Origin of the sequence: Actinocorallia longicatena, from assembly GCF_039534125.1 — a bacterium.
GTDB lineage: Bacteria > Actinomycetota > Actinomycetes > Streptosporangiales > Streptosporangiaceae > Actinocorallia > Actinocorallia longicatena.
Genome location: NZ_BAAAUV010000023.1, coordinates 1 through 12,196, shown reverse-complemented (window position 1 = coordinate 12,196; position 12,196 = coordinate 1). Strand labels below are relative to the sequence as shown.

The window sequence follows — 12,196 nt, the reverse complement described above, 5'->3', positions numbered from 1 at the left end:
ACATGAACCTTTCCGGATACGCTGAGGGAATGCCGCATGCGGAGTTGACGGTCGGCGAGGTCGCCGAGCGGAGCGGGGTTGCGACGTCCACGTTGCGGTTCTACGAGAAGGAAGGCCTGATCACCAGCCGGCGGACCGCCGGGAACCAGCGGCGCTACCAGCGCGAGGTGCTGCGCCGGGTGGCCTTCATCCGGGTCGCGCAGCGCGTCGGGATCTCACTGGCCATGATCAGGGACGCCCTGAATCTGCTCCCCGACGAGCGGACGCCCACCCGCGAGGACTGGGCGAACCTCTCCGCGGCCTGGGAGGAGGACCTGACCACCCGGATCCTGCTCCTCCAGCAGCTCAGGGACAGCCTGACCGGCTGCATCGGCTGCGGATGCCTGTCGATCTCCCGGTGCCCGCTGGTCAACCCCGAGGACCGGCTCGGCCAGTACGGCCCGGGGCCGCGCACCCTCCGCGGGTTCCAGGAGGCCCCGTCCGGGCGGCAGAACCTCCCCCTCGCCGAGCCCTGATCGTCCGGGCCATCCGGACGGACCGGAACGCGGGCCCGCCCGGCCGGGACCGGTCAGCCCCCGTAGGGCCGGACGGCCTTGGCCTCCTTCAGCGCCAGCGCCCACCAGCCGAGCTGGTCGATCATGATCCTCGCGGCCTCGGCGGGGGCGTCGGGGGCCACGGGGAAGGCGCCGTCGGCGTCGAAGTGCGACCACACGTTGTGGAAGGAGACCGTGTCCCTGACGGTCACCGCGTGCAGCTCGGCGAAGACCTGGCGCAGGTGCTCGACCGCCCGCAGGCCGCCGGAGACGCCTCCGTAGGAGACGAAGCCGACGGGTTTGGCCTGCCACTCCTTGTAGAAGGAGTCGATGAAGGCCTTCAGCGGCCCGGGATAGCTGTGGTTGTACTCCGGGACCACGATCACGTAGGCGTCGGCGTCGTGGACGGCCGCGCGGAGCTCCTCCGGCTCCGTGACGCAGTCCAGGACGGTCAGATCGATTCCGGGCCGGGGGCGGACCTGCCCCGCCAGCCAGTCCCCGATGACGGCGGCACGGCGGCCTTCACGGGAGCTTCCGAGGATCACGGCGAGTTTCATGGGTCTCCTTAGCAGGGGCTTCGCGAGGAGACTAAGAGTTGAAGTTAGGTTGAAGTCAACCGGTCGAGGGTGTGCAGGACCGTGGCGGTGTCGGCGAGGGTCGGCAGGACCGCGTCGGCCCCCGCCGTCCGCAGCTCCGACTCGGTGACCGCGCCCGTGGCGACGGCCAGGACCCGGGCCCTGGCGATCCGGGCCGCCCTGACGTCCAGGGGGTGGTCGGCGACCAGCACGGTCGCGGACTCGGCGAAGACCGTCCCGTACTTGCGGCCCGCGCTGATCCGCGACATCTCGATCGCGGCGCCCTTGGGGTAGACCGGCGAGAAGTAGCCGCCGACGGACAGGTCGAGCATCCGGTCGAGACCCAGCTCGCCCAGCTTGATCCGGGCCGCGGCCTCCAGCGAGCCGGTCAGCACCGACTGGACGACCCCGGGCAGCGCGGTGGCGGCCCCGACGGCCTCGGCGGCGCCCGGAAGCACCCGGCCGAAGGAGCGGACCTTGTCGCGGCGGGTGGAGTAGGCGGCCTCCAGCGCCCGGACGAAGGCCTCGAGATGGTCGTCGGAGGTGGCGATGCCGTTGAACGCCAGCGTCTCGAAGATGATCTCGGATTCGTTGCGTCCCGCCGTGGGGGCCAGCCTGACCATCGGCCGCCCCGTGACCTGCTCGAACGCCTCGGCATAGGCCTCACGGGTGACTCTGGCCGCGTCCAGGAGGGTGTGGTCGACGTTCCAGAGGATCAATCGGTATGCGGGCACGGGCACATCGTGGTCCGTGCGAAGCCTCCCGGTCAATCGGAGGCCGGGGCGGAGGCGGTGGGGGCTCCCCTGGAGGCGCCGGTGGGGGCACGGAAGCAGCCGCCGGTCTCGGCCCTGGCCGCGACCTCGAAGTTCAGGTCGCCGCCTGCGTCGGGGGCGAACCGGCCGAGGTAGGTGCGGATGCGCAGCTCGTCGCCCTCGGCGCGGGAACCGGCGCTCTCCGCCTCGACCGTGAACTCGCGGGTCTCGCCCGGATCCAGGCCGGCCACGACGCACTCGACACGGTCGCCGATCTTGCACTGACCGCCCTGGACGGCGTAGGCGCCGAGGCCGGAGCCCGCGCGTCCGCCGATGGCCTTCTCGCTCCGGACGGTCATGTCGTCCACCGGGGTCTTCCCCGCGTTGGTGACCTTGAAGGAGTAGCCGTAGCGGGCGCCCGGGACCAGGCCGCCCTCCTCGAGGGCGGAGACCGTGGCGTCCGCGGTGATCCTCACCTGGTCGAGCCCGGTGTGCCCGGTCGCCTCGACGAGCCGGGGGGATGAGAACGCCTCGACGGCCGTCACGGCCACCGCGGCCACGATGGTGAGGGTGACCGTCCAGATGAAGACGATCCTGCCCACGTTCCCACCTCCCCGCCTCGCCGGATCCCCAAAGTCGATCCCCGAAGAAGAGGGATCCCCTGGTGAGACAGGTTATGTTATGAATCCGTTATCTACCAAAGCGACGCCAAGGCCGGGCCTCGGTCCGCCCTCAGTGCCCCATGTGCGGGTAACGGTGGTCGGTCGGCGGCACGAAGGTCTCCTTGATCGTCCGGGCGTTGACCCAGCGGATCAGGTTGAAGATCGAACCGGCCTTGTCGTTGGTGCCGCTGGCCCGCGCCCCGCCGAACGGCTGCTGGCCGACGACCGCTCCCGTGGGCTTGTCGTTGACGTAGAAGTTGCCCGCGGCGAACCGCAGCCGCTCGGACGTCCGGGCGATGGCCGCCCGGTCCTGGGCGATGACCGCGCCGGTCAGGCCGTAGGGGCTGGCCGACTCCATCTGGTCGAGCATGGCGTCGTAGGCGCCGTCCTCGTAGACGTGGACGCCCAGGATCGGGCCGAAGTACTCCGTGGTGAAGATCTCGTCGGCCGGGTCGTCGGACAGCAGGATCGTCGGCCGGACGAAGTAGCCCTCGGAGTCGTTGGCGGTGCCGCCGGCCAGGGCGGTGACCTCTCCCCTGGTGGCGCGGGCCAGGGCCGCCTCGTGCTTGGCGAAGGCGCGCCCGTCGATGACCGCGCCCATGAACAGCGACAGGTCCTCGGCGACGTTGCCCACGCTCAGGCCCTCGACGGTGTGCGCGAGGTCGTCCCTGATCGCGTTCCAGAGCGTCCGGGGGATGTAGGCGCGCGAGGCCGCGGAGCACTTCTGCCCCTGGTACTCGAACGCGCCGCGGACGAGGGCGACCTTGAGGACCTCGGGGTCGGCCGACGGGTGGGCGACCACGAAGTCCTTGCCGCCGGTCTCGCCGACCAGCCGCGGATAGGACTTGTAGCCGGCGATGTTCTCCCCGACGGTCCGCCACAGGTGCTGGAAGGTGCCGGTCGAGCCCGTGAAGTGGATCCCCGCGAGGTCCGGGTGGGTCAGCGCGACGTTCGCGATCGCCTTGTGGTCGCCGGTGACCAGGTTGATCACGCCCTCGGGCAGGCCCGCCGCCTCCAGCAGCCGCATGATGAAGTGCGCGGAGAACTGCTGCGTGGGCGAGGGCTTCCACACCACGACGTTGCCCATGAGGGCGGGGGCCGTCGGCAGGTTCGCCGCGATCGAGGTGAAGTTGAACGGCGTGATCGCCAGCACGAAGCCCTCGAGCGGCCGGTACTCCAGCCGGTTCCAGATGCCGGGCTGGTTGCCGGGCTGCTCGTTCAGGAGCTGGCGGCCGTAGGCCACGTTGTAGCGCCAGAAGTCGATCAGCTCGCAGGCGGCGTCGATCTCGGCCTGGAGCGGGTTCTTCGACTGCCCGAGGACCGTGGAGGCGTTCAGCACCTGCCGCCACGGGCCCGCCAGCAGGTCGGCGGCCTTCAGGAAGACGGCCGCGCGGTCGTCGTAGCTCAGCGCGCGCCATCCGGGGGCGGCCTTCCGCGCCGCCTCGATCGCGTCCGCGACGTCGGCGTCCGTGGCGTTGTGCAGGGTGCCCAGCACCGACCGGTGGGCGTGCGGCTGGACGACCTCGATCGCCTCGGCCCCGCCGGGGCGCTGCTTCCCGCCGATCGTCATGGTCAGTTCGAGCGGGGTGCCGCCCAGTTCCTTGATCTTCGCTTCCAGCGCGACCCGCTCGGTGCTTCCCGGCGCGTACGACTTGACCGGCTCATTGTCCGGTACGGGCACATTTGTGACCGCGTCCATGGTTCTCCACCTCTATACGACGTCCTTGTCGATATACGTAGATCCTACGAGCCGCTCGACGAACCGCGCCCATCTGGCCCTTACCCCCTGGGAGACCCCCGCCACCAGCGCGGAGACCAGCAATTCGGAGATCGTTCCAGGCGGTGCGGGGAGAGGGAGGCGGTCCGGGGCGGGCTCAGAGGGAGAGCATCCAGCGGTCGCCGGTCAGGCGCATGACGAACCGGTCGGCGCGCGGAGTGGTGGGGGCCACCTGGCCCGGCCACTGGAGGGAGGGCGCCTCGATGACCCATTCCCGGTAGGTGTCGCCGTCGACGGCGACGGGGACCTTGACCTGGCGGAGCTTGGCACGGTCCGCGGGGGTGATCCCCTTGACCCAGGCGGGGCAGGCCGCGCCGAGGACCGTCTCGGCGAAGGCGGGGTCGACCCAGCCGCAGACCCTGGCGTTGCCCTGGCCCGCGCCCCGGAGGATCTTCTGGAAGATCGTGCGGGCGGCGAGATCATCGGTCCTGGGCTGGGCGGAGTCGAAGAGCGGGTAGCTCGGCTCCTCGGTCAGCGGCGGGATGGAGACGTCCTTGTGGCCGGTGCCGCACGCCGTCAGGACCGTCACCGACAGGAGCACCGCCGCCAATGTCCGCATCGCGCCTGACCTCCCGCAAAGACCTGATCCGGCCGAAACCTATCGTCACCGGGCGGGCGGGCGCGAACGATCTCAGAAAGTCGCGGCCCCGGTGCCGAGGGCCGGTCCGTGCGGGACCGCGACGGGCAGCCGTCCGGCCGGCGCGGCGCGGCCCGACAACACCCGGGCGAGACCGCGCAGAGCGATCATCTGCGGGGAGTAGACGGCCACCGAGGCCTGCGCGGGGGCGGTGTAGCGCAGCAGGTAGGGGTCGCCGAGCGCGACCACGACGACCTTGCGGCGCTCGGCCAGCCCGCGCAGGTAGCGGGCGGTGACGGGGCCCGCCTTCGTGATGACGACGACGAAGGTCCGCGCCCTCGCCGGGGAGATCACCCTGACCCCCTCGCGGCGCAGCGCGGCGGAGACCGCGACCCGGCTCGCGCCCGCCACGTGGACTCCGCCCTTCAGCGGCAGGACCCCGCCCGCGGCGCGGACGACCGTCACGGACGCGGTCGCGACGTCCAGGGCGGTGCCCCGGTGCTCCGGCGTCGAGACGGCGGCGCCGGGGGCCGCGGCCGAGACGCCGAACAGGCCGCGCCTCTCCTTCAGCGTGAGGACGTGCCGGACGGCCTCGTCGAGCCGCGCCGCCGGGATCCGCCCGTCCCGGACGGCCCCGAGCACGGCGTCGTAGGCGCTTCCGAGGTCCGGGGGCATCAGGATCTGGTCGGCTCCGGCGGCGATCGCCCGGACCGCCGCCTCCGGCGCCCCGCCCCTGACCCGAGCGCCCGCCATCTGGAGCGAGTCGGTGATGATGACGCCGTCGTAGCCGAGCTTCTGCCGCAGCAGCCCCGTCAGCACCCGCTTCGACATCGTCGCGGGCACCCCGGACGGGTCGAGCCCCGGCACGCTGATGTGCGCGGTCATGACGGCGTCGACGCCCGCCGCGATCGCGGCCCGGAACGGCGGCGCGTCCTGGGCCTCCCAGCGCGCGGTCGAGTGCCCGATCACCGGGAGCCCGGTGTGGCTGTCGGTCCCGGTGTCGCCGTGACCGGGGAAGTGCTTGACGACGGCCGCGACGCCCGCGTCGTGGAACCCCTCGATCGACGGCTTGAGCAGCGCCGCCACCCGCCGGGGATCCGAGCCGAAGGACCGGGTGCCGATGACGGGGTTGGCGGGATCGGAGTTCACGTCGGCGACCGGGGCGAAGTCCAGGTTGATCCCCACGGCGCGCAGCTCCGATCCGGTCACCGCGGCGGCCCTGCGCGTCAGCGGAGCGCTCCCCGCGGCGCCCAGCGCCATCGCGCCGGGGAAGCGGGTGGTGAACCGCGCCCGCGACACCGGCCCCGTCTCCTCGTCCACGCCGATCAGCAGCGGGATCCGCGCGGCGGCCTGGAGGGCGTTGGACAGGGCCGCCGTCTCGCGGGGCGTGCGCAGGTTCCCGGGGAAGTAGATGAAGCCGCCGACGTGGTACCTCTTCTGCGCCGCGACGCCGTCGGCCGTCCCCGCGACGGTCGGCACGAACAGCTGGCCGACCTTCTCACGCAGCGTCATCCCCTCGGCGAGCTCGAGGCCCAGGGCCCGCGGCGCGGCCGCCGGGGCCGCCGGGGCCGCGGGCGCCCTCCCGGCCTCGGGACGCTGCGCCTCCGCCGGATGCCCCGAGCATCCCGCCACCAGCCCGAGCCCTGCCACCGCGATGATCGTCCGTACCCCCATGACCCGCGAGCGTAACCGCGGGAAGCCATGAGGTCACGTTACGTGTCCGAACTTGTGCGTTTGTTACCCGTGACCTGCCCGGCGGCCCGAGCCGTCCGGAACACCGGGACGCCCCCCTGTCGCCCTCGCGCCGGGGAGGGACGCGCCCCGGTGGGATCGCGGGTCAGGCCGCGACCAGACGCCGGATGGCCATGCGGGCCGCTCCGGCGGCGCCGTCGCCGGCCAGCGCGGGGGCGGTGCCGAACCGCGCTTCGAGGCCCGTCCGGACGATCTCCGCCACCGGACCGCCGGTCAGGACCGATCCAGCCAGAACAACCGGGGCGCAGGGGTCGGTCAGCGCGGGCCGGACGGCGTCGACGTCCATGAGGAGCCAGTCGGCCGCCTCCTGGACGATCCGGGTGGCGACCGGGTCCCCGGTCTCGGCCGCGGCGGAGACGACCGGGCCGATCCGTCCGAGGGTCGCGGGGGGCTTGCCGTACACCTCTTTGAGAATCGCCTGCGGCAGCAGTGAGGGTCCGACCGGAAGATCATGGCCGGATCCGGCCAGTACCAGATGGCGCGGGGAGAGCTCAGCCATCACAGCCGCCCCGAGAAGCGCACGCGGAACGAGGTCGGAGAGGATCGTGGGAGTGCCGCGGCCGTCCATTGCGGACAGCGCCGCCTTCACGCCCTCCCGGCCGATCCAGACCGCGGAGCCCTCGTCCCCCAGGAGGTAGCCGTACCCGTCGGCACGACGAATGATCTCGCCGTCCTGGATGACGGCGGCACCCGCGCCGGTCCCGGCGAAGACCACGATCCCGGTGGCGGCGGGGGTCCCGCTGGCGAAGTTGATGGCGATGTCGGTGAAGACCTCGGGCTCCCCCGACATCCCCAGCGCCGACCAGGCCTTCTGCGACGCCGAGACCAGCGTGGGACGGCCCGCCGCACCCGCTCCCGCGATGCCGAAGACCCCGCCGATGACACACGTCGGATCGATGCCGTCGGTGGCCTCGCGGAGCGCGGTGAACAGGGCCGTCTCCGGGTCGCCGCCTGAGTTCGGGTTGGCCCCCGGGCCCTTGCCGGCGCCGACGACGGTGCCGTCGAGTGTGGCGAGGGCGCAGCGGGTATGGGTGCCCCCGGCGTCGATACCGATCACGTAGGCGGCGTCGGACAGGGAATCGGTGTTGGGACTGACCAAATCCATCATCACATCACGTCCGTAGACTCTCCGGCGTTGACGCGACAAACCCCTTGTAAGAAACTTTCTTCCATGAGGAAACCCGAAGGTCAAGACACGGGACACGCAGCACCTCCACTCAGCACGGTGGTCCGGGTCCGGTCACTGCTCCCCTCACTCCCGCCCGCCGAGCGCCGCGTCGCCCAGCGGGTCGTGGAAGACCCGGAAGGTGTCGCCAACTCCACGATCACGGAGCTGGCCCAGGCGTGCGGGACCTCGGAGACGACCGTCATCCGGTTCTGCCGTGCTATCGGCTTCACCGGATATCCGGAGTTGCGGCTGACGCTCGCGACCGAAGCCGGACGCGCTCAGTCCGCACAGGGCGGCCGCGTGGTCGGCAGTGACATCGGGCCCGATGACACTCTTGAGGATGTCGTGGAGAAGGTCACCTTCGCCGACGCGAGGGCGGTGGAGGAGACCGCGGCGCAGCTCGACCTCAAGACACTGGCACGTGTGATCGACACCGTCGTGGGCGCGCGACGCGTCGATGTGTACGGCGTGGGGGCCAGCGCCTTCGTCGCGCTTGACTTTCAGCAGAAACTGCACCGCATCGGTCACACCTCCTATGCGTGGTCCGATGCACACATCATGCTGACGAGTGCGGCAGTTCTCCAGCCCGGTGACGTTGCAGTGGGTATCTCACACAGCGGAACCACCGTCGAAACGCTTGACGCGCTGGCCGTAGCCGCAGGAAGAGGAGCCACGACGATCGCCCTGACCAACTTCCCGAAATCGCCCATCGCCGAGGCCGCCGATCTCGTCCTCACGACCGCCGCACGGGAAACGACGTTCCGTTCCGGCGCCACCGCCAGCCGCCTCGCCCAGCTCACCGTCATCGACTGTGTCTTCGTGGGGGTCGCCCGGCAGACCTATGAGCCGACCAGAGATGCCCTGGAGGCCACTTTCAACGCGGTACACGGCCGCAGCGTCCGGCCCGAGAGGAAGCGTCGATGAACGACCTCCCCATTGATCTGCCCACCGAGCGCCGCAACCCGCGCACGCTCGATGTGGACGAGCTCCCCACCCTGGAGGTGCTGCGGCGTATCAACGCCGAGGACGAACGCGTGCCCGCCGCCGTCGCGGAGGTGCTGCCACAGGTCGCCGAGCTCGCCGAGCTCGCCGTCGAGGCCCTGCGGGCCGGAAGGCGGGTGCACTACTTCGGCGCCGGGACGTCGGGGCGGCTCGGCTTCATCGACGCCGCCGAGCTGCCTCCCACCTTCGGCACGCCGCCCGAGTGGGTCGTGGCCCACCACGCCGGCGGTTCGTCGGCCCTGTCGTCGGCCATCGAGGGCGTCGAGGACGACGTCGAGCTCGGGGCGTTCGACGCCGCCGGGATCCGGGCCGGTGACGTCGCCATCGGGATCGCGGCCAGCGGGACCACGCCCTATGTGGTCGGCGCGCTCCGGCACGCCGCGTCGGCCGGGGCGAGCACCGGGCTGATCTCCGCCAACCCGACCTCGTGGTTCGGCAACGAAGTCGACGTCCACATCGGCCTCGACACCGGCCCCGAGGTGATCAGCGGCTCCACCCGGATGAAGGCGGGCACCGCGACGAAGATGGTGCTCAACGCCTTCTCGACGACCGTGATGATCCGGCTGGGCCGGACCTACTCCAATCTCATGGTGAGCGTCAACGCGCTCAACTCCAAGCTGCGCAGGCGCCTGGTCCGCATCCTCGTCGAGGCGACCGGACTCGACGCGCGGACCTGCGAGCACGCGCTCGCCGACGCCGGCGGCGACACCCGCGTCGCGCTGATCACCCTGCTGGCCGACGTGACGCCGCAGAGCGCCGCCCACGCCCTCGAAGCCGCGGGCGGCGCGGTCAAGGAGGCCCTGACCCTGCTCGACGACATCCGGTCTCAGGAGAGATACGGCCTCAGTTCCTGACGGGCGACGGTGCGGACGTGGACCTCGTCCGGGCCGTCGAAGATCCGCATCGCTCGCACCCAGGTGTACATCTGCGCCAGGGGGGTGTCGTCGGAGACCCCCGCTCCCCCATGGATCTGGATCGCCCGGTCGATGACCTCGAAGGTGATCCGCGGAACCACCACCTTGATGGCCGCGATCTCGCTGCGCGCGCCCTTGGCGCCGTGCCGGTCGATCAGCCACGCCGTCTTCAACGTCAGCAGGCGCGCCTGCTCGATCGCCATCCTGCTCTCGGCGATCTGCTGCTGGACGACGCCCTGAGCCGCGAGGGGCTTGCCGAACGCGACGCGCTCGGCGGCCCGGCGGCACATCAGCTCCAGGGCCCGCTCCGCCATGCCCAGGGCCCGCATGCAGTGGTGGATGCGGCCGGGGCCGAGCCGGGCCTGGGAGATCGCGAAGCCGTCCCCCTCCTCGCCGATGAGGTTCTCGACCGGGACGCGGACGTCCTCGAAGCGCAGCTCGGAGTGGCCGTGCTGGTCCTGGTAGCCGAAGACCGGGAGATGGCGCACGATCGTGAGGCCGGGGGTGTCGCGCGGGACCAGGATCTGCGACTGCTGCCGGTGCGTGGCGGCGTCGGGGTCGGTCTTGCCCATCACGATGAAGATCTTGCAGCGCTCGTCGGCGGCACCGGTGATCCACCACTTGCGGCCGTTGATGACGTAGTGGTCGCCGTCGCGCTCGATGCGGGTGGCGATGTTGGTGGCGTCGGAGCTGGCGACGTCCGGCTCGGTCATCGCGAACGCGCTGCGGATCTCGCCCGCCAGCAGCGGCTCCAGCCACTGCTTGCGCTGGACCTCCGTGCCGAACATGTGGAGGACTTCCATGTTGCCCGTGTCGGGGGCGGCGCAGTTGATCGCCTCCGGGGCGAGGTCGGGGCTGCGGCCGGTGATCTCGGCGAGCGTCGCGTACTCGAGGTTGGTCAGGCCGCCGACGTCGGGCAGGAAGAGGTTCCACAGGCCGCGCCTGCGGGCCTCGGCCTTGAGCTCCTCGACGACCGGAGGCAGGGCGTGCGGGTCGTTGGCCGCGCGCCACTCGGCGTAGGTCCGCTCGGCGGGGTAGACGTGGTCGTCCATGAACTCTTGGAGACGGTCCTGATATTCGCGCGCCTTAAGGCTCAGCTCGAAGTCCATGCCGTTCAGTCTTCCAGACCCCCGTCAGAGATCACTTACTGGACCGGGTCGTACGATGCGGCCTATGACTCTGCGCGCGGTGATCACCGACTGGGGCGGCGTGCTGACCTCCCCCCTGAACGAGGCCGTCGCCGCCTGGCTGGCCGCCGACCAGATCGACGTCGAGGCGTACAAGCGGGTGATGCGCGCCTGGTTCCAGGGCGCCTACAACGGTGACGCAACGCTCGCCGTCGCCGGGCCCGGCAACCTCATCCACCAGCTCGAGGACGGCTCCCTCGCACCCGCCGAGTTCGAGCGGCTGCTCTCGCTGGAACTGCGGACCGTCACCGGGGGCGTCGTGCCCCCCGAGGGGCTGCTCGACCGGATGTTCGCCGAGTTCGCGCCGGTGGAGCACATGTACGAGACCATCCTCGCCTGCCGTGCCGCCGGGCTGCGGACGGCTCTGCTGTCCAACTCCTGGGGCAACACCTATCCGCGCGAGCGCTGGGCCGCGATGTTCGACGCCGTCGTCATCTCCGGCGAGGTCAGGATGCGCAAGCCCGCTCCGGAGATCTTCGACCACGCCGTGACGCTCCTCGAGGTCGACGCCGCCGAGTGCGTCTTCATCGACGACATCCCCGCCAACATCGCCGCGGCCGAGCAGCTCGGCATGGTCGGCGTCCTGCACACCGACCCGGTCGAGACCCGGGCCCGCCTCGGCGAGCTGTTCGCCCTGCCCCTGGCCTGAGGCGGTTCGGCGGGTGGAGTGCGGCCCCGGCCATCCCGAGCTGGCAGACTGTGGGCATGCGCGTCTACCTGCCCGTCACGCTGCCGCTCCTCGCCCAGGCTCTGGCCGAGGGCGAGATCAGCGTGCACCTCGCCTACGCGGTCACCCCGGCCCTCCGCGAGTGGTACGCCGACGGTGACCAGGAGGAGCTGGAGTACGCGGCCATGCTGTCGGCCGCCCGTGCCTCCCTCCGGCTCCTCGCGGGCGACCCCGGCGCCCCGTCGCGGCGGGTCGTCCTGGCGGCGGAGGTCCCGGACGGCGCGGTCGCCTACGAGGGCGGGTACGAGAACCTCGGCGACTCCGACCGCGCCGAGGTCAGGCTGCGCGACGTCATCCCGGTCAAGAAGATCGTCTCCGGCCATGTCGACGATCCCGCCGCGGCCCCCGACATCCAGGCGGCCTCGGCCGCCCTCGGCGCCGCCGACCAGGGCGACCTCGACGCCGAGTTCGTCGTCGACGGCGCCGAAGGCCACGAGCTCATGTGGTTCGCCACCCAGGAACTGCCCGACCTCCCCTAGGGGCTGTTTCAAAGTCGGCGCCCGTGGCGAGCGGCGTCCAGGTGCGTGCCTCGCGGGGGCGGAGGAGGGAGTCGACCTGGTTGGGTCGGCG

At 71.5% G+C, this 12,196-nt stretch carries 13 protein-coding genes; 5 read left to right on the top strand and 8 right to left on the bottom strand.

Features of this window, described 5'->3' with window-relative positions:
* The first annotated feature begins 29 nt into the window (after window positions 1–29).
* Window positions 30–515, top strand: a complete 486-nt coding sequence (gene soxR / locus ABD785_RS31830; protein ID WP_344835699.1) for a redox-sensitive transcriptional activator SoxR — start codon at window positions 30–32, stop codon at window positions 513–515.
* A 53-nt stretch (window positions 516–568) separates the two neighbouring features.
* Here the strand turns inward: soxR and ABD785_RS31825 are convergent, their stop codons facing one another.
* From ABD785_RS31825 to ABD785_RS31795, 7 genes are all read right to left on the bottom strand, one after another.
* Window positions 569–1,090: an NADPH-dependent FMN reductase gene (locus ABD785_RS31825; RefSeq protein WP_344835698.1), complete on the bottom strand. Its 522-nt coding sequence runs from the start codon at window positions 1,088–1,090 to the stop codon at window positions 569–571.
* A 44-nt stretch (window positions 1,091–1,134) separates the two neighbouring features.
* Complete coding sequence (locus ABD785_RS31820; protein WP_344835697.1) at window positions 1,135–1,842, bottom strand: HAD family hydrolase; 708 nt, start codon at window positions 1,840–1,842, stop codon at window positions 1,135–1,137.
* Window positions 1,843–1,874: 32 nt separating this feature from the next.
* Window positions 1,875–2,462, bottom strand: a complete 588-nt coding sequence (locus ABD785_RS31815; RefSeq protein WP_344835696.1) for a hypothetical protein — start codon at window positions 2,460–2,462, stop codon at window positions 1,875–1,877.
* Between the two features lie 130 nt (window positions 2,463–2,592).
* The gene (pruA, locus tag ABD785_RS31810) at window positions 2,593–4,221 is read right to left on the bottom strand and encodes an L-glutamate gamma-semialdehyde dehydrogenase (protein ID WP_344835695.1); all 1,629 of its coding nucleotides are present in this window, start codon (window positions 4,219–4,221) and stop codon (window positions 2,593–2,595) included.
* A 175-nt stretch (window positions 4,222–4,396) separates the two neighbouring features.
* Window positions 4,397–4,858, bottom strand: coding sequence for a hypothetical protein (locus ABD785_RS31805; protein ID WP_344835694.1), 462 nt, complete (start codon window positions 4,856–4,858; stop codon window positions 4,397–4,399).
* A gap of 72 nt (window positions 4,859–4,930) precedes the next feature.
* Complete coding sequence (locus ABD785_RS31800) at window positions 4,931–6,550, bottom strand: glycoside hydrolase family 3 protein (RefSeq protein WP_344835692.1); 1,620 nt, start codon at window positions 6,548–6,550, stop codon at window positions 4,931–4,933.
* A 163-nt stretch (window positions 6,551–6,713) separates the two neighbouring features.
* Window positions 6,714–7,736 (bottom strand): N-acetylglucosamine kinase, encoded by a 1,023-nt coding sequence (locus tag ABD785_RS31795; RefSeq protein WP_344835691.1) that lies wholly within the window; start codon window positions 7,734–7,736, stop codon window positions 6,714–6,716.
* Window positions 7,737–7,799: 63 nt separating this feature from the next.
* On the opposite strand from ABD785_RS31795, the gene ABD785_RS31790 reads away from it, so the two are divergent.
* Both ABD785_RS31790 and ABD785_RS31785 read left to right on the top strand, forming a co-directional pair.
* Window positions 7,800–8,720, top strand: a complete 921-nt coding sequence (locus tag ABD785_RS31790) for a MurR/RpiR family transcriptional regulator (protein WP_344835690.1) — start codon at window positions 7,800–7,802, stop codon at window positions 8,718–8,720.
* Entirely contained in the window at window positions 8,717–9,652 is a 936-nt protein-coding gene (locus ABD785_RS31785) for an N-acetylmuramic acid 6-phosphate etherase (RefSeq protein ID WP_344835689.1), read from the top strand. The genes ABD785_RS31790 and ABD785_RS31785 overlap by 4 nt, the downstream gene beginning before the upstream one ends.
* Here ABD785_RS31785 and ABD785_RS31780 read toward each other — a convergent pair.
* Entirely contained in the window at window positions 9,625–10,821 is a 1,197-nt protein-coding gene (locus tag ABD785_RS31780) for an acyl-CoA dehydrogenase family protein (RefSeq protein WP_344835687.1), read from the bottom strand. The two genes, ABD785_RS31785 and ABD785_RS31780, sit on opposite strands and share 28 nt — an antisense overlap.
* Window positions 10,822–10,885: 64 nt before the next feature.
* Between ABD785_RS31780 and ABD785_RS31775 the strand changes: the two genes are divergently transcribed.
* Both ABD785_RS31775 and ABD785_RS31770 read left to right on the top strand, forming a co-directional pair.
* Complete coding sequence (locus ABD785_RS31775; protein ID WP_344835685.1) at window positions 10,886–11,548, top strand: HAD family hydrolase; 663 nt, start codon at window positions 10,886–10,888, stop codon at window positions 11,546–11,548.
* 56 nt (window positions 11,549–11,604) lie between these two features.
* Window positions 11,605–12,105 (top strand): DUF6912 family protein, encoded by a 501-nt coding sequence (locus tag ABD785_RS31770; RefSeq protein ID WP_344835684.1) that lies wholly within the window; start codon window positions 11,605–11,607, stop codon window positions 12,103–12,105.
* Window positions 12,106–12,196 lie beyond the last annotated feature (91 nt).

Excerpts from the sequence above, each read along its gene's own strand:
- soxR (WP_344835699.1), top strand. The coding sequence starts at position 30 with ATGCCGCATGCGGAGTTGACGGTCGGCGAGGTCGCCGAGCGGAGCGGG.
- ABD785_RS31825 (WP_344835698.1), bottom strand. The coding sequence starts at position 1,090 with ATGAAACTCGCCGTGATCCTCGGAAGCTCCCGTGAAGGCCGCCGTGCC.
- pruA (WP_344835695.1), bottom strand. The coding sequence starts at position 4,221 with ATGGACGCGGTCACAAATGTGCCCGTACCGGACAATGAGCCGGTCAAG.
- ABD785_RS31805 (WP_344835694.1), bottom strand. The coding sequence starts at position 4,858 with ATGCGGACATTGGCGGCGGTGCTCCTGTCGGTGACGGTCCTGACGGCG.
- ABD785_RS31800 (WP_344835692.1), bottom strand. The coding sequence starts at position 6,550 with ATGGGGGTACGGACGATCATCGCGGTGGCAGGGCTCGGGCTGGTGGCG.
- ABD785_RS31795 (WP_344835691.1), bottom strand. The coding sequence starts at position 7,736 with ATGATGGATTTGGTCAGTCCCAACACCGATTCCCTGTCCGACGCCGCC.
- ABD785_RS31790 (WP_344835690.1), top strand. The coding sequence starts at position 7,800 with ATGAGGAAACCCGAAGGTCAAGACACGGGACACGCAGCACCTCCACTC.
- ABD785_RS31785 (WP_344835689.1), top strand. The coding sequence starts at position 8,717 with ATGAACGACCTCCCCATTGATCTGCCCACCGAGCGCCGCAACCCGCGC.
- ABD785_RS31780 (WP_344835687.1), bottom strand. The coding sequence starts at position 10,821 with ATGGACTTCGAGCTGAGCCTTAAGGCGCGCGAATATCAGGACCGTCTC.
- ABD785_RS31775 (WP_344835685.1), top strand. The coding sequence starts at position 10,886 with ATGACTCTGCGCGCGGTGATCACCGACTGGGGCGGCGTGCTGACCTCC.
- ABD785_RS31770 (WP_344835684.1), top strand. The coding sequence starts at position 11,605 with ATGCGCGTCTACCTGCCCGTCACGCTGCCGCTCCTCGCCCAGGCTCTG.